The organism is Pseudoalteromonas sp. SG44-1, from assembly GCF_014164315.1.
Classification (GTDB): Bacteria; Pseudomonadota; Gammaproteobacteria; order Enterobacterales; family Alteromonadaceae; genus Pseudoalteromonas; species Pseudoalteromonas rhizosphaerae.
Map to the genome: position 1 here is coordinate 16,949 of NZ_JACJEW010000027.1, position 16,975 is coordinate 33,923.

Consider the following 16,975-nt stretch of genomic DNA (forward strand, 5'->3'; position numbering starts at 1 on the left):
GGTTTATACGTACCAAGCTGGGTATACGATCGAATTGACAACTGGCTGGATAAAACTAACCACAAAAAAACCTCGCCATTATAATGACGAGGTTTTTACACATAAATATTTAGCCGTGATTTATTAAGGCGATACTGCTGGATAAACGTAGCTTGCATCTAATCCAAGCGGTATACCAAGTGCCCAGTAGCCGAGTAGAAATAAACTCCAACCGATTAAAAAGGCAATTGAATACGGCAGCATCATCGCGATAAGCGTGCCGATACCGGTGCCTTTGACGTATTTTTGGCAGTACACCACAACTAATGGGAAATACGGCATTAAAGGAGTGATGATGTTTGAACTAGAATCGCCCACGCGATAAGCCGCTTGAGTTAAATCTGGCGAGATACCTAACTGCATTAACATAGGCACAAACACCGGGCCCAGTAGCGCCCACTTTGCTGAACTTGAGCCAACAAACAAGTTTACAAAACCAGTTAAAAAGATGATACCGACAACAGTCACCGCACTTGGTAACTCCATGGCTTTTAACAGCTGCGCGCCTTCAATTGCCAGCAGAGCTCCCAAGTTTGATTTACTAAATGCAGCAATAAACAAGGCACAAAAGAACGCCATTACAATATAATACGCCATGCCGCCCATTGCTTTACTCATGGCATCTATCATATCTTTAGAGCTTTTAAAGGTGCCAACGGTAAAACCATACACTGCACCAGGTATCCAAAACAGTAGGAAAATTAGCGGTACGATAGATTGCATTAAAGGCGAGCGAAAATTAGTTAAAGAGCCATCTTCGCTTCGCATTGCAGAGTCCGCAGGGGCTGACACATAGGCTAATAACGCAAGACCTGCAATCATCACTGTACTTGCAATAAAAAACGCGCGTTTTTCGTCGCTACGGGCATCTTCAAATGCAGGTAAATCTTCTTTATTACCATCTAATTCGGTATTTTTTAACCGTGGTTCAATGATTTTATCGGTGATGTACCAGCCTAATAAAATAATGAATAAACTTGAAGCCGAGGTAAACGCCCAGTTATTTAATGGGTTAATCGACATCGCGGGGTTAATAATTTGCGCCGCACTTTGGGTAAAGCTTTGCAGTAGTGGATCAATCCCCGACGGAATAAAGTTTGCACCAAAGCCACCACTGACTCCCGCAAATGCCGCCGCAATACCCGCCAATGGATGGCGCCCTGCTGCATAAAATATAACACCAGCTAACGGAATGACTAACACATAACCTGCATCGGTTGCTGTATGGCTGACGATGGCGACTAAAATAATTGACGGTGTTAAAAGTTTTTTAGGTGTCACCTTTAACATTAACTTAAGGCCAGTATTAATAAAGCCAGAATGTTCAGCAACCCCTACACCCAGCATGGCCACTAACACCACACCTAACGGTGCAAAACCGGTAAAAGTTTTTACCATTGATGATAAAAAGGTCGCCAACGAATCACTCGCCAACATATTATTAATAATAATGGCTTCACCGGTACGAGGGTCGATAGCGTCAAAAGTAACACCTGAGAACCACCACGACAGTAGCCAAATTAGTAACATGGCAAACAAAAAGATGATTGCCGGATCAGGCAGTTTATTTCCTACCCGCTCAACAAAATTTAAAAATCGCGCAACTATGCCCGAGGGCATTGCCGCATCTTTATTATTATTCATTTCACTTGTTCCCTAGAGTTTAGTCAGTGGTACTTTAGCGTATCTAGGGAATGAGGTAAATTTTAAGTGAACAGAAAATACATTTTATAGGAACTAAATAGGCTCAATGCACAAAAAAACGGCACTATTGCCGTTTTTTTAAATAACTTTTTATTTAGTCTTTTAAGCGAGTGCTTTTACTTCTTCCCATAATCTTACTACTAGGGCTTTATCTTCTTCGTTAAGCTCACCATTGCGATACGCTTTCACTAAACTTTTTTCAACGGTTTCATTGAGCTCATCTATTTCAAGATTAAGCTCTTCAACTTGCGCATAGCCTACTGCTAAATCAAAATGGCCTCGTAAATAACCACCGGCAAATAACTCATCATCAGTGGCTTTGATCACTAAGTCATCAAAATACTGTTGGGCTGCGTCAATATAATTTACTAAACTCACTTCTACTTCTCCTGATTTTGCAGGGTCTTCTACCAATCAATCTTGATGGCCTACTGCATACATAATATGGTCGTTAAATCCGCAGGTTACACGAATATAACCGCTTAATTCATCATCCAGCTCACTATCGCCTGTATCGCAAATGAGCGGGCGGCCGTTTAAAGCCTGTAATTTAGTTTTGGTAGCCACCACAATAATATTATCCAGCCCTATCGCGCGAATAAGTGCTGGGCTTAACTGTTGATTGCCACGGCCAAAAATATGGCCTTGGCCACCAATTAGCGTGATCACTAATTTAGTGTCGCGCTGATGGGTCATCGCTAATAATTGTTCAGCTGTAAGATCTTGCGCAATTAAGCTTTGATCTGCAACTAAATCAACACCTAATAAGGTATTTTCAAGTCCCATTTCTTGCATAATAGCTGCAACTGTTGAGCCACTGCCCATTACATATAACGTATCTTCATCCATTTCACTGACGACATAGCCGGCAATATCAGCAAGTACCAGCTCGTCGGTTTCTTTACCGCCATTTTTTACCGCTTGTACATAACGTACTTCACTGGGTACTTGCATTTCACCATAACGTTTTGCTTTAACTGTGCCTTGACGAAACGCATCTTCGTCAATATCCATCACATCGGCATCGCCTAAGGTAACTAGTTCACCTTTGACCAGCATTTCGACTACCCGCCCTGCGGCCTTTGGCGTGATTGCATAAACCCCTGAATGAATTTTACAGCCAGCAGGAATGCCAAGTGCCGGTACGCTATCTTCAACCGCATGACAAATATTGCGCGCAGTGCCATCGCCACCAGCAAATAAAATTAAATCAACACCTAGCTGTTGCAATACCTTGGCTGCACGCTCAGTATCATCTGCACTACTGGGGTGCTCGCTTTGATACACAACTTCGGTATTAAAACCAAGATCTGCCGCGGTGCTTTCACCCATTGAGTGATTAACAGTATAAATTGTTATTTTATCTTGATAAGGCAATAACACCTCAAGCGCTGCTTTAGTGCGTAAATTAGCTTTTGGCTCAGCGCCAAGGGCCAGAGCTTTAGCCGCAACACCATCACTACCTTTGAGCGCCACACTGCCACCTAAACCAGCAACTGGGTTTACAATTAGTCCTAACTTAAACTGCATTACTTAACTCCTGAGGATGTTGCCATACAAACTGCCCAGCATTCAATGGCCATGGCGTATTGTAAAATTCGCTTAATGCTTTTAAAAGTGCAGTAGTACGAGGATTAAAGCCTATTTTTAGTAACTGTAAAAGTTGCTTGTGTACTCGCGCCTGAAAATCAAAACGACAGGTTTGCTCACCATTTAAATTATCAACCGAAACATTAAACTCAAAACCTGTAGCAACACTCAACGCCCACTCGATTGCTTGCGGTTTTACTTCAACGGCTTCAAATTCTGCTTGCTGAGCTTTATCACGGCCATCTGGGCAATACCAATAACCGTAATCTTCGAGTAAACGACGTTTATCACCCGCCACCAGCCAATGAGCTATTTCGTGCAGTGCACTGGCATAAAAACCATGGGCAAACACAATTTGATGATACGGCGTTTTAACATCAGCGGGAATATAAATAGGCTCATGCTCACCTTTGACCAAGCGTGTATTATGGCTGTGGTAAAAAGTGCGTTCAAAAATAGATGTTAAATCGGCTATTTGATGCATAAAAGTCTGATTAATTCGCCTCGGTAAAATGCAACAAATGCACATTAAAATCGAGGCGAATTGTACGGGCTTTTAGCAAGAATGTAAAAGTTGATAACGACTAAGCAGCCATGCGTTATTGTCTTGCCTTTACTTTGCAAATTTAGCTAAGCCAAAAATATGTATTCGCTGCAATCTAGCTCCTTTTATTTACTGTTCAAGTAATAACCCTTATCCTCTTTACACTTACTATCCGAATTTAAGAATAAAATTATAAACCCATGTTCAAATTACTTTTTATAAAACGACCGAAGCTTTTAGTTGTTACTTTAATTACGCTGATAAGTATCCCCCTGCCCTCATTTGCAAAAAGTGTCAGCATCAATGTGTTTGCAATCCCTTCCAAGTCAATCATTAACTTAGTTGAGCAAACTAGTGATGCATTAAAAAAGAAGGGATCATGAGTTTTTATGAAAAAGGTAAGCCAGTGCACGTTACTTTGTATTTAACTGACTTTGTTGAAGGCTCAGAAGAAGACATTAAACGTGCTGTAAAAAGTATCACCGAGCAACATCAAGAGTTTGCTATAACAGCGCAAGGTTTTAGTGTTACGCAAAGTAATTGGGCATTTATTAACTTACAGTATTCGCCTAAGCTGCAAAGGCTAGCAGATGAAGTAACAATGGCGATTGAGCCATTACGCGATACAAATGCCACAATCCCTAGCTGGGTTAAAAACTACCCCAACAAATTAACGGCATTTGAGCGCTATGGTAGCCCCAATGTATTTCAGAACTTTCAGCCGCATTTAACATTATTAGCTAACGAGAAAAGCCCTAAGCTCGTTATTTTAAATAAACAAATGCAAGCCCACCCGCCTGAAGCGCAGGGTAAAATAATCGGCATTGGGATTGGCATTTCAGACCCGTTTGGCCAACAGAAACAAGTGATCGCAGAATACTTTTTTAATAACGATAAAAACTAACTTATTTTTATCGTTATTGTTTTACTAAGTAGCGTTTCAGTAGACGGGTATTGCGGGTATTTGCTTTAAAGTAAGCGTCAAAAATATCACCGACAAGCGGAATTAGGCCACCAAAAAAATCAATCAACATATTTATTACGATACGTAATTTTATACGCTTACTAACTCCTAGACGCTGGGCTTCAAATAGAATATAGCTAGATAAAATTAGCCCAGCTAGATCTCCAATACCAGGCAGAATACCGATCAGTGCCTCTACGCCAAACTTAAACCGAGTAAAAGGAATGCCAATACTGCTGTCGGTAAAGCGACTAAACCTTTCTAGCCGCTTTAATGTATCTTGGTGTGATAGCTTAATCTGTTCCATACGTCCTCATAACCTTATCGCTTGGCAAGTTACTTTAAGTAACATCAACCCCTGCTTCATCGCAAGCAACAATATCAGTTTCTTTTAGCGCTTCGGTGATCCACTGTTGTAATGTAGGGCAACTTAAAACATGCTGACAATAATGCTCCGCCAAAGCTGAAAGTGAAATTTGGTAGGTTTTTAACCTAAGTACTACAGGCGCATACATAGCATCTGCGATACTAAACTCACCAAACAACCACGCATTTGGGTAACTACGTTGTTGCTGGCTGAATATTTCATCAATGCGGCTAATGTCTTTTTTAGCCGCCGCAGATAACTCAATTAGGCGAGTTGCACGAATATTCATTGGCATTTCATTACGCAGCGCCATAAAGCCGGTATGCATTTCAGCGCTTAAACTGCGGGCTGTCGCTCGCTGCGCAGTATCAATAGGCCAAGCTGTATTTGATAAATAAGCATCATTGATGTATTCACAAATTGCCAATGAATCCCATACCTGCAAGTCGCCATCGACTAAGGCGGGTACTTTCTGTACTGCAAAACTGTTTTTAAGCGTTTCATAAAACTCAGGGGTGTCTAATACGAGTTGTTTCTCAGTAAAAATAACATTGAATTTACTCATTAAATACCATGCTCTAAGCGACCATGTCGAATAGTTTTTATTACCGATAAATAATTGCATTTGCGTTCCTTAGTAGTGTTTAATATCCCTAATATAAAGCAGTAGTAAATTAATTACTTACCAATAGTTTTTATACAATACATAAGTAAAATTGATAGATGAGTTAAATATGGATTTAGACGCCCTACGTACTTTTTGCGCTTTTGTTGAAACGGGCAGCTTTACTCGCGCTGCTCAACAAGTATGCCGCACCCAATCGGCAGTGAGCATGCAAATGAAAAAGCTCGAACAAGAGCTGGGTAATCCATTATTTATCAAACAAGGCAGGCAGCTTGTACTATCGTCAAGTGGCGTTCACTTAGCCAGCTACGCAAAACAATTATTAGCACTGCATGATGAAGCCTATAAACAACTTAAAACCGGTGGTGGGCAAACTCGCGTGCGCTTAGCATGTCCTGACGATTATGCAGGCACAGTATTACCTAAAGTTGTGGCTTTATTACATAAACATATACCGCAACTTGATTTACAAATCAGTTGCGCGCCGACCAACCAGCTCAAAACACAGCTAGATCAAGGCTTGCTAGACATGGTGATTGCGACGCGCTCGCCCAGCTCTGAAGAAGGTTATTTTTTAGAATCAAGCAAAGGTGTGTGGGTTAAAAGTGCCGAATTTAACTATCAATCCGCTATGACCCTGCCAGTTGCAATATTTCAACGAGATTGTAAATTTCATCAAGCGGCTATTGAAGGGTTACTAAAGGCTGAACGCCCATTTAACATTGTTGCTTGCTGCGGCTCGCTCAGTGCGCTCACAGCATTAGTAAAAGCCAATCTAGCCGTTGGTGTGATGGCTGAGGTAAGTAACACTCAGGAGCTGGTGACGGTTACTGACTCAACTCTGCCGCCCTTGCCCGTTATTGATATCGTACTATTACACGCAAACCACGCTCATAACCCGATAAAACGAGAGTTAGTAAAGCTAATAGCAGCAGATTATGCACTTACCTTGTGAATCTTGGGTTTTAAAGACTATCGCAGCCTTACTAAGGTGCGTTTTCGCTTTGGCTCAGTAAGATATAAAAGTTGCGTATTATCGTGTGAAGCATTAATTAACATATTACCTTTCTCGTTCGCGATATGGCGTATTTCTGAGTGAGCGCTTTGTAAATCAAACATATTAAGCTCATAACCATCTTCTTGCTCTAAGGTAATACTCAACGTTTGCTCATCGACCGCCAGACCAATAATATCACTATCATCTGCGTGCCATACTTGAGCAAAATTGCCATCTTGATCGAGTCGAAATACCTGTTTGTTATTTGAAAAATAAATCTGATCGTGTTTGTCTAAAGCCATTGCATAACAAGCCAGCCGCTCTCCTTGGCCAGTGAATGGCGATAAACTTAATGTTTGCATGTCTAATTTTGCTGGGTGAAATGTAACGCCATCGTCAGCGCGATATGAAACCAAGATCGCATCTTCATTATAAAACTTCTCTCTGAGATAAAACGAATGATGATGGTGGGCTATTTCTTGATAATCGCCACTTTTTAAATCAATTCGAAACAGTTTATCTTTGCTTGCGGTGATCACTTCTTCGCCATTTTTTGACCAAACAACCCCAAACAGTTCTTCATTATTAGGGTTTGCAAAAATCAGCGTTTGTTTACCTTGCTCATATAAAAATAGCTGTTTTAAACCAAAACGATGGGATTCAAAGACAAACTTAGTTGAATCAGGTGAGAATACCGGCAAAAAATCAACCGACGAGGTATCGACGAGCTTTTCATACTGCTGAGGTGTTGCACTAGTTGCACGCAAAATATCAACATCAATATTTACAAGCTCCATCAATATCTCCTCACCAGATGGCGTGAATGCAGCATCTCGAATAACTTGATAATTATTAAAGGCGATATCAGTTGAGTTACCCTGACGATCAATAAGTAATAGATTATTTGTGTTGCTTATCAGCAAGTATTCACCACTTGGGTGCCAACTAAGCCCCTGAATACCATCTTCAATAACGGCAATTGTTTTACTACTATTATCCGTTAAATTCAGTATTTCAATACGGTAGTTATTTTGTCCTGCTTCATAACCAAGCGCTAGTTGCGTTTGATCTGGCGACAACGCATGTAACTTTAACCAGTCTTGACCCATTGAGGCTTTGATTACCTGTTTTTGTTTAGTTTCTATATTGACGGTCGAAAGCTGCGTATCATTTTTATGTTTTCGTCGCTCAATAAAATAAACCTGATTGTTATTAGTCCATTGTAATTGCTGGCTGGTAACTAAATATTCTTTAAATTCCAGTACGTTGGCGTAATTTAAACTCGTTAGAGTTACCATGTCTAAATTAAAATACGCTAATTGGCTAACATCATTTTGTTTTTCTATAAAAGCCAATGCGCGATTATCCGGACTCCAGCCTAGACTATAGTAGGTCGATGGGTGCTGGGATAATTGTACCTCTTTACCTGTCGTTAATTCTTTTAGCCAGATATGCTGATTATCATTGTCACCGCGAACAAATGCTAAATAATTGCCGTTATTAGATTGCGATTGAGAGGATTCATTGGCTTCATTTGATGTTACAGGCACCAACGCAGAGAAATCAGTTTTAACAACCTGCGTTGCAAATGCGCACCAACCACCAACCAAACATACAATTGTCACGGCAATAAAAGCCAACAACGGCCACTTTACACAGTGAGAACGTGTGTGTTCGTTAAGCTCAAGGCAATAACCCCGCTTCGGGTGGGTAATGATGAATTGTGGATTTTTAGAATCTTCATTTAATGCTTTCCTAAGCAGTGCAATATTGCGTTGCACATTACTTGGGCTAAACACTGAATTAGGCCACACAGCTGCAAAAATTTCTTCCTGACTAACCACATTGCCCCTATGAGAGTACAAAAATTGGAGCACATCCATAACCTTAGGTTCGACAATTTGTACGCCTTCAGCTGATGAAATTTTACCACGGCTAACATCGACGTCAAAATTCCCGATTCGAAACCTACCCACTTACAACTCCAATAAATTCATACAAATCATAGATTAAGATTTTCTTAAGATAAACTCAAGGGTTATTACATTGCCGCATTAATTAGTTCAGTTAATGGTTAGGCACCATTTACTAAGTAATAAAAAAGATGCAACGGATATTATCGACATTCATTATTTTTGTGAGCGCGTTTCTACTCTTTCAAATTCAACCTATCTTATCTAAAGAGCTACTACCCGAGTTTGGCGGTAGCGCTTCGGTTTGGTCAACCAGCCTATTTTTTTATCAAAGCATGCTGTTACTCGGCTATTTATATGCTCATTTGTTAAGCCGTTATCAGCTCAAACGACAATTATTTATACACACATTGTTAGTGGCTGTATCGAGCATCATTACTTTTAACACAATTGAAGTCAGTCTATTTTTATCACTAACACCAGCGTGGTCAGTGATTGCTAAATTGTTTTTACAGGTTGGCTTAGTCTTTATGTTACTAAGTGCCACCAGCGTACTATTGCAGCGCTGGTATATTGAATCGACCGCTATGACTGTACCTTATCAATGGTATTCGCTTTCGAATCTGGGTTCACTACTTGCTTTGCTGAGTTACCCATTTATTTTTGAAGTTTTATTTTCAATCGATGAGCAAAAGAGCTATTGGACAGTGGGGTTATTTGCATACTGCATACTGTTATTGTGCCTAATTTATGTATTATTTAGTAATGGCAGTATCGCTGATAAAGCTATTACTAAGTCAAAAACGACTTTGCTCGTCAAACCTAATTGGCTGTGGATTGCGTTCTCAGCAACCAGTTCAATGATGTTGATCGCGACAACTCAGATGATCAGCATCAACATCCCGCCTATGCCTCTGATATGGGCTTTACCATTGGTAATATATTTGCTGACCTTCAGTTATGCGTTTGCATCCGCAAAAAGCTATAATCGCGCCCATTGGACGTACTTATTAATATTTAGCGCATTCGCAGGGCTGATGATGTTTTTCCTTGGCAGCCAATTTAATGCTTTAGCTCAACTGGTGATCTACAGCTTTATTTTATTCATTGTTTGTATGATCTGTCATGGTGAACTTCGAAAACTCGCGCCAGATGGCTCACTGCTTACTGTATTTTATTTATATATCGCTTTAGGAGGAGTGATCGGCAGTTTACTCAGTGCCTTAGTCGCACCGCTACTGTTTGAACAAATAACCGAATTCATTGTGGCGTTAGCTGTAGCGCTTTCATTATTTATATACACGCTATTCACCCAGACGACGAAAACGTCCTCTTGCTATAAAATAGCTTTACTGGCTACGCTGGTTATTTGGGGCACAGGATATAGCTATCTTTTTGTTAATTTTAATCAATACAACTTAGCGTCTGAGAGAAATTTTTACGGTTATGTCACTGTCAAAAACATTACAACGTCTGATCTTGCTGAACGACGCCTAATCGATGGCACAACGATTCATGGCTCACAGCCACTTAATAAACAAACTGAACTCACAAACAGCTATTACCATCACCATACTGGTATCGCTAAATCATTGTCAGCATTAAAAAAGCAACAAGATTTAAATATAGGTATTATTGGTTTAGGTGCTGGAGTATTAGCAAAGTTTGGCGATAAGTTCGATAAAATCCGCTTTTATGAACTTAATCCTGCGGTTTACAACATGGCCATGAATTATTTTTCATATTTAACAGATAGCCCTGCACGTATTGATGTGGCTATTGGCGATGGCAGAATCACCTTAACTAAAGAGCAAAAAAATAATGCACCGTTAATGAATGCGTTAATTATTGATGCTTTTTCAAGTGATGTTATTCCTACCCATTTACTGACTGAAGAAGCTTTTCAGTTATATTGGCAGCGACTAACAAAAGGCGGCTTATTAATTATCCATATATCCAATAATCATATTGATTTGATGCCAGTACTCCAAGCTCACAGTAAGCGCTTCGATAAATCTCTGATCAAATTTAACTATAGCGGCACGCAGTTAGGCTCACAATGGGTCGTAATGACGAATAACCAAGCATTTTTAAATTCGATAGCCATGACAGACTTATCACCGATAACACCTTATTCAACAGTACATTTGGCGCAATGGACAGATCAAAAGCACAGCCTGATCCCGCTCCTGAAACTTTGATGTCTATCTTAAAATAACCACAACAAAAAAGCGCGATTAACATCGCGCTTTTAAATAATTCTAAATGCTTTTAACTAAACTCTAAACAGAGCCATTAATTGGCCCATGCTCATGATGAACATGCGGGTTTTGACCGCGTTGACGTAGTAAATGATCCATTAAAGTAATGGCCATCATCGCCTCGGCAATCGGGATTGCACGAATGCCAACACATGGGTCGTGACGGCCTTTAGTGATCATTTCCACCGCTTCGTTTTCAGTGTTAATACTGTTGCCTGGAATGGTAATACTCGATGTCGGTTTGAGTGCAATTGACGCGATAATATCTTGCCCTGTAGAGATACCTGCAAGCACCCCACCGGCATGATTTGAGGTAAAACCATCAGGGGTTAACTCATCACGGTGCTCTGAGCCTTTTTGCTCAACCACATCAAAGCCATCGCCAATTTCAACGCCTTTTACAGCGTTGATACTCATCAGTGAGTGGGCAAGTTCGGCATCTAGCCTATCAAATACCGGCTCACCTAAACCAACTGGCACATTTTTAGCCACTACTTTTACTTTGGCACCCACTGAATCACCTTGCTTTTTAAGCTCGCGCATATATTCATCGAGTGCTTCAAGCTTGCTAGTGTCTGGGAAAAAGAATAAGTTATTTTCCACCTCATCCCAATCGTAATTTTCGGCTTTAATTGGCCCTAATTGGCTCAAACACGCACGTACTTCAATACCATGGAATTGCTTTAAATACTTTTTAGCAATAGCGCCTGCGGCAACCCGAATAGCGGTTTCGCGCGCAGATGAACGACCACCACCACGGTAATCGCGAAGGCCGTATTTGTGCCAGTAGGTATAGTCACCGTGGCCTGGGCGAAATACGTCTTTAATTTTGCCATAATCTTGTGAACGTTGATCGGTATTTTCAATTAATAAACCAATGCTAGTACCAGTGGTTTTACCTTCAAAAACGCCCGCTAAAATTTTGATTTGGTCGCTCTCACGGCGCTGCGTGGTATAGCGACTTTGCCCAGGTTTGCGTCTGTCTAAATCGTGTTGTATGTCGGCCTCAGTGATTTCAAGGCCTGCGGGCGTGCCATCCACTACGCCGCCTAATGCAACGCCGTGGCTTTCGCCAAAGGTGGACACTTTAAATAACTGCCCTATGCTATTACCTGCCATTAACTTTCCTCATTCCTAATGACTTATAGCCGAGGATTAACTCGGCTATTGTTTTGCCCAGCCATTTCGGATGAATGGCTAGTACTAATTATTACTGTGCAAAGTAGGCATCTAGTTGTTGTTTGCTAATAACAAACACCCCTAATCCGCCTTGTTCAAACTCAATCCATTCAAATGGTGCGCCTGGATACAGTGCATCCATATGTACCATAGAGTTACCTACTTCGACAAATAACAAACCGTTATCTGTTAGATGCTCACTAGCTTGATCTAAAATAGTACGTGTTACATCAAGACCATCGTGTCCCGATGCTAATCCTAGCTCTGGTTCATGGTGGAATTCACGTGGTAAATCAGCCATATCTTCAGCATCAACGTACGGTGGGTTTGCTACGATTAAGTCGTATTTTTGCCCAGGTACACCACTGAATACGTCAGACTGAATCGGTAATACGCGGTCACTTAGTTGATAGTCAGTGATATTAATATCAGCCACTTCAAGCGCTTCATAGGATATATCAACCGCATCAACTTGCGCATTCTCGAACACTTGTGCCAAGGCAATAGCAATACAACCTGAGCCTGTACATAAATCTAAAATACGCCCTACTGACTCTGGTTTTTCTAACCAAGGGGTGAAGCGATTATTAATAAGCTCAGCAAAAGGCGAGCGAGGAATTAATACGCGTTCATCCACATAAAATGGCATGTTAGCAAACCATGCAATATTAGTCAGATAAGGTACTGGCGTGAAATCATTTATACGTTCTGCAATTAATCCCGCAAGGCGGTTTTTTTCGGTGCTAGTTAACCGGGCATGCATTAATTCTTTTGGTGCATCAATGGGTAAGCTTAACGCGGGCAGTAACAAGTTGACTGCTTCATCCCATGCGTTATCAGTTCCATGACCAAAGAAAATACCACTGCTGGCAAATTGACTCGTGGTCCACCGTAGCCAATCGTGTAACGTTGACAGTTCTGCTACAGCTTCATCTAAGGTTGCTTCTTCTATTAATAATTCGCTCATATTCGTTATCTACCTGCTGCTTTAGAAAATATCAATTCAATCGAGGCGCAATTAAGGCCCCATGATTGCCCTATTGTAACGCTTTTTTACACAGTTTTTACTCTGTTTTCACTCGATTTCTAGCGTTTTTTTGTTTAGACTGCCGCTATGAAAAAAGATCCTCTCTCAAACGCAGATATTAGCCCTGACGACATCGATATGTTTCGTCAAAGTATTAATGGTGCCCGTGTATTTAAACAAGACACGCATCGCTTTGCTAACAAACCTAAAATCTCACAAGCTAAGCTGTTTGCCCAGCAAAAAAAGCAACATCAGGCAGAATTTTTCTTTTCTGATGAATATGTGCCAGATATTGATACCAACGGAACGGTTAATTATGTGCAAGACGGTCAAGATCGTTTTTTAGCAAAGCAGTTACGCCGAGGTGACTTTGTACCTGATTTAACCCTTGATTTACATGGTTTAAATAAGGAGTTGGCAAAAGATGAACTCGCAGGACTGATCCATGAGTGCAAAAAGAAGCATTACTACTGTGCGTGTGTAGTACATGGTATTGGTGGACATATACTCAGACACAAAGTGCCGCAATATTTAGTACAGCATCCAGATGTCATAGCAATACACCAAGCGCCACTTGAATACGGTGGTAAAGGTGCGGTACTTATTTTAATAAACTTACCACAAAGTGATGAATTTAGACGCTAAGCGTTAACGTTATCCCTATTTCAAGGCAACAGTGCAGTGCATATTTTCTCTATCATCTTTCCGCTGATTTTCATTGTTGCGCTTGGTTTTAGTTGTTGTAAATTAAAGTTTTTTGAACAGCAACACATTGCAGGGCTAAGTAAGTTTACTTTTTACATTAGCCTGCCGGCATTTTTATTTTTAAATATGTCGCAAATCGATTTACAGCAAAGTATTAGTTTATCGGCCTTTCTGAGTTTTTATATTCCTGTACTGAGCGTATTTGCCTTAGGTATTTTGGTTGACCGCTGTTATTTAGCTAAGCAAAAAAATTATCAACAACACAGTGTATTTGGCTTAGCGTCGAGTTACTCAAACATGGTGTTGGTGGGCATTCCTATCATCATTGCATCCCTTGGCAAAGAAATGATCGCCATCGCTTTTATGATCATTACCTTTCATAGCACATTGCTGTTTGCACTCACCTATTTAATCGGCGCAAAGGGCAGCGAACATGCATTTTCATGGTCAAGTTTTGCTAAGAGCATGGTACTGAATCCGATTGTATTGAGCATCGGCTGCGGACTAATATTAAATGTCAGCGGCATTGTTTTGTTTGATAACCTAGCAAAGAGTTTAGAGCTTTTAGCGACCCCCGCCATTGCCTGCGCGTTATTTGTATTAGGCGCCAACTTAGCGTTTTACAAAATTGCAGCTAACTGGCAACCCGCATTAATCGCCTCGTTAATGAAGATTTTTTTACTTCCTGCTGGGGTATTTTTAATCGGTGCATACGCATTTGAATTAGATAGAGAGATTTTGAACGTGTTAGTGCTATTAAGCGCCTCTCCTGTTGGTGTAAATGCTTACCTTATTGCCAGTCAAATAGGTCAACATCAGGTGACATTAGCCGGTGCAGTTGTACTGTCAACGGTTTTAAGTGTGATTAGCTTTAGTTTTTGGTTATCGGTATTGCTTTAACCTTTACAAACCGCCAGCTACATCAACAAAGCTACCTGTGGTAAACGATGCCTGCTCAGAGGCTAAAAAGTAAATTGCAGCGGCAACTTCCTCAGGTTGTCCACCTCGGCCCAATGGCAGCTTGTCTTTAAGACGCTCCACCCGATTTACTTCACCACCGTCGCGGTGCATATCGGTGTAGATTAACCCTGGGCGCACTGAGTTAACACGAATACCTAACTTGGCTACTTCTTTGGCTAAACCAATGGTTAACGTGTCCATTGCTCCTTTAGATGCGGCATAATCAATATATTCATTTGGTGAACCGGTTTTAGCCGCTGCCGATGATACATTAACGATACTGCCGCCACTGGGCATTCGCTTAATCGCTTCTCGGGCACATAAAAAAGCGCTTGTTACATTGGTGGTTAGCACTTCATTTATACGCGAGGCTCCCATCTCAAGTAATGGCATTTGCGGTTTTAAAATACCCGCATTATTTATAAGCACATCTAATTTGCCAAATAACTCATCTACTTTTGTAAACAGGGTCAGCACTTGCGTTTCATCAGACACATCGGCTTGCACTATTTCGGCTTTTACAGCAAAGCCGCGTGCTTGCTCTGCTATTTTTTCTGCGCTGTGTTGATCCGTTTTATAATTAATACAAACATCATAACCGTGACTAGCAAAATAAATTGCGGTTGCAGCACCAATTCCTCGGCTTGCTCCGGTTATAAGTACTACTGGGTTAGATTTCATTGTCTGTCCTTATCTATACAAAATAATATTACGCCACATAAACCAATTTAAATTGTTCACAAACTAAGGGCATCATATTACTACGTTCAAATTTAGTTTCGGCAAGTTCCCGCTGATAATACGTCCAGTGCACTTTTCGCCAATAGTGAAGACTTTTATCTCCTTCACCTTCTAACGCCGCATATTCAGCGGTTATTTCGTTGTAAGGCACGATTGCGACATTCGTTGTTTCAATAATCCCTAAAGGCTCACCATGCCAGTTAGTGAAAATGGCTAAATCACCTACTTTGGGAAGCGCTTCTTTACTATGCTCAAACCAATAAAGTGATGTTGTAGTTGCTTGCTTTATGCCCTTTAAAACCAGTGCTGCACATTCATCGGCATCAATTTGATTATCACAAAAGTGCCAAACCGGGAGCTTTGTGATTGAACGACTGTAGGCGTAATTAAATTCATTTATAAGTCGTTCAATTGCTTGGGGGTTACTTGATTGCAGCAACAACTGAAATCTCAACTAACAAAGCATCGCGGGCCATTTTAGCTTCCACGCAGGCACGTGCGGGCGCATGACCTGCTGGTACCCACGCATCCCAAACCGCATTCATATCGGCAAAGTAATCCATGCTTTTTACATAAATAGTGGCGCTGAGCATATGCTCTTTTGAACTTCCAGCCTCATTCAAAAGTAACTCAACTTTATCAAGCATAGTTTGCGTTTGTTCGGTGATGCCCTGCTCTGCGTCAGCACATACTTGGCCACATAAGTACACCGTACCATTGTGCTTAACGATACGACTCATGCGAGTTGCGGTTTGAATACGTTCAATTGTCATAAAATTGTCTTTGCTAAATTAGTGTGTCGCTAATTTAGCAAATTTAAAAAGGAACGCAAGGTTTGGGTATGAGGCTAAACTGCTACGTTATTAGGTGCATGAATACTGAGGTATTGGCTTTTATGGCGACTTTCATCGTAACTCAATACGGCAACCGCTCCAGTGTTAAATATCGGCATATTCCCAGCACTCAATTGGTCAACTAAATAACTAACTATTGGCATGTGAGCTACGACCAACCAGGTATCGCATTGTGGATGCATCGCGATGAGAGTTTCTAGATAATCGGCGGCAATTTGTGGATTGCCTTCAGGGATTATATCGCTGCAAGTTTCTTCGAATAAAAAAGCGTTATGCTTTTTTACTCCTTCCGCTGTTTGCTGAGCACGAATGTAAGGGCTTACTAACAATGCCGTTGGGGTATGCGTTGCTTGCAACCATAAACCCATTTTTTCGGCCTGTTGTTGGCCAACCGAGGTCAAATTTCTACTTGCATCGTCAGCTTGCATCGGTGTTGCTTCGCCGTGGCGCATTATTAAGATTGTTTTCATAAAAAATCAACCGATTAAAGAATATAAAACAGTAG

At 40.9% G+C, this 16,975-nt stretch carries 18 protein-coding genes; 5 read left to right on the top strand and 13 right to left on the bottom strand.

Features of this window, described 5'->3' with window-relative positions; genetic code table 11:
- Positions 1 to 123: 123 nt before the first annotated feature.
- The 4 genes from H5187_RS13475 to H5187_RS13490 all read right to left on the bottom strand — a co-directional run bounded on the left by H5187_RS13475 (position 124) and on the right by H5187_RS13490 (position 3,817).
- Positions 124 to 1,683 (bottom strand): AbgT family transporter, encoded by a 1,560-nt coding sequence (locus H5187_RS13475; protein ID WP_182797945.1) that lies wholly within the window; start codon positions 1,681 to 1,683, stop codon positions 124 to 126.
- A 162-nt stretch (positions 1,684 to 1,845) separates the two neighbouring features.
- Positions 1,846 to 2,121 carry a YfcL family protein gene (locus H5187_RS13480; RefSeq protein ID WP_145240403.1) on the bottom strand — a complete coding sequence of 92 codons (276 nt, stop codon included), beginning with the start codon at positions 2,119 to 2,121 and terminating at the stop codon, positions 1,846 to 1,848.
- A 36-nt stretch (positions 2,122 to 2,157) separates the two neighbouring features.
- Positions 2,158 to 3,273: an ATP-NAD kinase family protein gene (locus tag H5187_RS13485; protein ID WP_182718628.1), complete on the bottom strand. Its 1,116-nt coding sequence runs from the start codon at positions 3,271 to 3,273 to the stop codon at positions 2,158 to 2,160.
- Positions 3,263 to 3,817 carry an elongation factor P hydroxylase gene (locus tag H5187_RS13490; RefSeq protein ID WP_149983018.1) on the bottom strand — a complete coding sequence of 185 codons (555 nt, stop codon included), beginning with the start codon at positions 3,815 to 3,817 and terminating at the stop codon, positions 3,263 to 3,265. The genes H5187_RS13485 and H5187_RS13490 overlap by 11 nt, the downstream gene beginning before the upstream one ends.
- Positions 3,818 to 4,256: 439 nt before the next feature.
- Here H5187_RS13490 and H5187_RS13495 point away from each other — a divergent pair, with 439 nt between their 5' ends.
- Positions 4,257 to 4,781: a 2'-5' RNA ligase family protein gene (locus H5187_RS13495; protein WP_259401728.1), complete on the top strand. Its 525-nt coding sequence runs from the start codon at positions 4,257 to 4,259 to the stop codon at positions 4,779 to 4,781.
- A gap of 13 nt (positions 4,782 to 4,794) precedes the next feature.
- Here the strand turns inward: H5187_RS13495 and H5187_RS13500 are convergent, their stop codons facing one another.
- On the bottom strand, positions 4,795 to 5,148 hold the full coding sequence (locus H5187_RS13500) for a DUF4112 domain-containing protein (RefSeq protein WP_145240395.1): 354 nt from the start codon (positions 5,146 to 5,148) through the stop codon (positions 4,795 to 4,797).
- Positions 5,149 to 5,182: 34 nt separating this feature from the next.
- Positions 5,183 to 5,833, bottom strand: a complete 651-nt coding sequence (locus tag H5187_RS13505) for a glutathione S-transferase family protein (protein ID WP_145240393.1) — start codon at positions 5,831 to 5,833, stop codon at positions 5,183 to 5,185.
- A 109-nt stretch (positions 5,834 to 5,942) separates the two neighbouring features.
- Here H5187_RS13505 and H5187_RS13510 point away from each other — a divergent pair, with 109 nt between their 5' ends.
- Complete coding sequence (locus tag H5187_RS13510) at positions 5,943 to 6,788, top strand: LysR family transcriptional regulator (protein ID WP_145240391.1); 846 nt, start codon at positions 5,943 to 5,945, stop codon at positions 6,786 to 6,788.
- A 17-nt stretch (positions 6,789 to 6,805) separates the two neighbouring features.
- Here H5187_RS13510 and H5187_RS13515 read toward each other — a convergent pair whose 3' ends face one another.
- A complete protein-coding gene (locus tag H5187_RS13515; protein ID WP_182797946.1) occupies positions 6,806 to 8,806 on the bottom strand; it encodes a winged helix-turn-helix domain-containing protein in 2,001 nt (666 codons plus the stop codon).
- A gap of 128 nt (positions 8,807 to 8,934) precedes the next feature.
- Between H5187_RS13515 and H5187_RS13520 the strand changes: the two genes are divergently transcribed.
- On the top strand, positions 8,935 to 10,944 hold the full coding sequence (locus H5187_RS13520) for a fused MFS/spermidine synthase (RefSeq protein WP_182797947.1): 2,010 nt from the start codon (positions 8,935 to 8,937) through the stop codon (positions 10,942 to 10,944).
- An 81-nt stretch (positions 10,945 to 11,025) separates the two neighbouring features.
- On the opposite strand, the gene aroC is transcribed toward H5187_RS13520, so the two are convergent.
- Positions 11,026 to 12,123, bottom strand: a complete 1,098-nt coding sequence (gene aroC, locus H5187_RS13525) for a chorismate synthase (protein ID WP_182797948.1) — start codon at positions 12,121 to 12,123, stop codon at positions 11,026 to 11,028.
- Positions 12,124 to 12,214: 91 nt separating this feature from the next.
- Entirely contained in the window at positions 12,215 to 13,150 is a 936-nt protein-coding gene (gene prmB, locus H5187_RS13530; protein WP_182797949.1) for a 50S ribosomal protein L3 N(5)-glutamine methyltransferase, read from the bottom strand.
- Between the two features lie 147 nt (positions 13,151 to 13,297).
- Between prmB and smrB the strand changes: the two genes are divergently transcribed.
- Positions 13,298 to 13,855 carry an endonuclease SmrB gene (smrB, locus tag H5187_RS13535; protein ID WP_145240381.1) on the top strand — a complete coding sequence of 186 codons (558 nt, stop codon included), beginning with the start codon at positions 13,298 to 13,300 and terminating at the stop codon, positions 13,853 to 13,855.
- Between the two features lie 36 nt (positions 13,856 to 13,891).
- Complete coding sequence (locus tag H5187_RS13540; protein ID WP_182740102.1) at positions 13,892 to 14,815, top strand: AEC family transporter; 924 nt, start codon at positions 13,892 to 13,894, stop codon at positions 14,813 to 14,815.
- Positions 14,816 to 14,818: 3 nt separating this feature from the next.
- On the opposite strand, the gene H5187_RS13545 is transcribed toward H5187_RS13540, so the two are convergent.
- The 4 genes from H5187_RS13545 to sixA form a co-directional block, all read right to left on the bottom strand.
- Positions 14,819 to 15,556 carry an SDR family oxidoreductase gene (locus H5187_RS13545; RefSeq protein ID WP_149983026.1) on the bottom strand — a complete coding sequence of 246 codons (738 nt, stop codon included), beginning with the start codon at positions 15,554 to 15,556 and terminating at the stop codon, positions 14,819 to 14,821.
- Between the two features lie 28 nt (positions 15,557 to 15,584).
- Positions 15,585 to 16,058 (bottom strand): ASCH domain-containing protein, encoded by a 474-nt coding sequence (locus H5187_RS13550; RefSeq protein WP_182794569.1) that lies wholly within the window; start codon positions 16,056 to 16,058, stop codon positions 15,585 to 15,587.
- Positions 16,039 to 16,389 carry a RidA family protein gene (locus tag H5187_RS13555; protein WP_149983028.1) on the bottom strand — a complete coding sequence of 117 codons (351 nt, stop codon included), beginning with the start codon at positions 16,387 to 16,389 and terminating at the stop codon, positions 16,039 to 16,041. The genes H5187_RS13550 and H5187_RS13555 overlap by 20 nt, the downstream gene beginning before the upstream one ends.
- 74 nt (positions 16,390 to 16,463) lie before the next feature.
- The gene (gene sixA / locus H5187_RS13560) at positions 16,464 to 16,940 is read right to left on the bottom strand and encodes a phosphohistidine phosphatase SixA (protein ID WP_179959228.1); all 477 of its coding nucleotides are present in this window, start codon (positions 16,938 to 16,940) and stop codon (positions 16,464 to 16,466) included.
- Positions 16,941 to 16,975 lie beyond the last annotated feature (35 nt).

Excerpts from the sequence above, each read along its gene's own strand:
- H5187_RS13475 (WP_182797945.1), bottom strand. The coding sequence starts at position 1,683 with ATGAATAATAATAAAGATGCGGCAATGCCCTCGGGCATAGTTGCGCGA.
- H5187_RS13485 (WP_182718628.1), bottom strand. The coding sequence starts at position 3,273 with ATGCAGTTTAAGTTAGGACTAATTGTAAACCCAGTTGCTGGTTTAGGT.
- H5187_RS13490 (WP_149983018.1), bottom strand. The coding sequence starts at position 3,817 with ATGCATCAAATAGCCGATTTAACATCTATTTTTGAACGCACTTTTTAC.
- H5187_RS13495 (WP_259401728.1), top strand. The coding sequence starts at position 4,257 with ATGAGTTTTTATGAAAAAGGTAAGCCAGTGCACGTTACTTTGTATTTA.
- H5187_RS13500 (WP_145240395.1), bottom strand. The coding sequence starts at position 5,148 with ATGGAACAGATTAAGCTATCACACCAAGATACATTAAAGCGGCTAGAA.
- H5187_RS13505 (WP_145240393.1), bottom strand. The coding sequence starts at position 5,833 with ATGCAATTATTTATCGGTAATAAAAACTATTCGACATGGTCGCTTAGA.
- H5187_RS13510 (WP_145240391.1), top strand. The coding sequence starts at position 5,943 with ATGGATTTAGACGCCCTACGTACTTTTTGCGCTTTTGTTGAAACGGGC.
- H5187_RS13520 (WP_182797947.1), top strand. The coding sequence starts at position 8,935 with ATGCAACGGATATTATCGACATTCATTATTTTTGTGAGCGCGTTTCTA.
- aroC (WP_182797948.1), bottom strand. The coding sequence starts at position 12,123 with ATGGCAGGTAATAGCATAGGGCAGTTATTTAAAGTGTCCACCTTTGGC.
- prmB (WP_182797949.1), bottom strand. The coding sequence starts at position 13,150 with ATGAGCGAATTATTAATAGAAGAAGCAACCTTAGATGAAGCTGTAGCA.
- smrB (WP_145240381.1), top strand. The coding sequence starts at position 13,298 with ATGAAAAAAGATCCTCTCTCAAACGCAGATATTAGCCCTGACGACATC.
- H5187_RS13545 (WP_149983026.1), bottom strand. The coding sequence starts at position 15,556 with ATGAAATCTAACCCAGTAGTACTTATAACCGGAGCAAGCCGAGGAATT.
- H5187_RS13555 (WP_149983028.1), bottom strand. The coding sequence starts at position 16,389 with ATGACAATTGAACGTATTCAAACCGCAACTCGCATGAGTCGTATCGTT.
- sixA (WP_179959228.1), bottom strand. The coding sequence starts at position 16,940 with ATGAAAACAATCTTAATAATGCGCCACGGCGAAGCAACACCGATGCAA.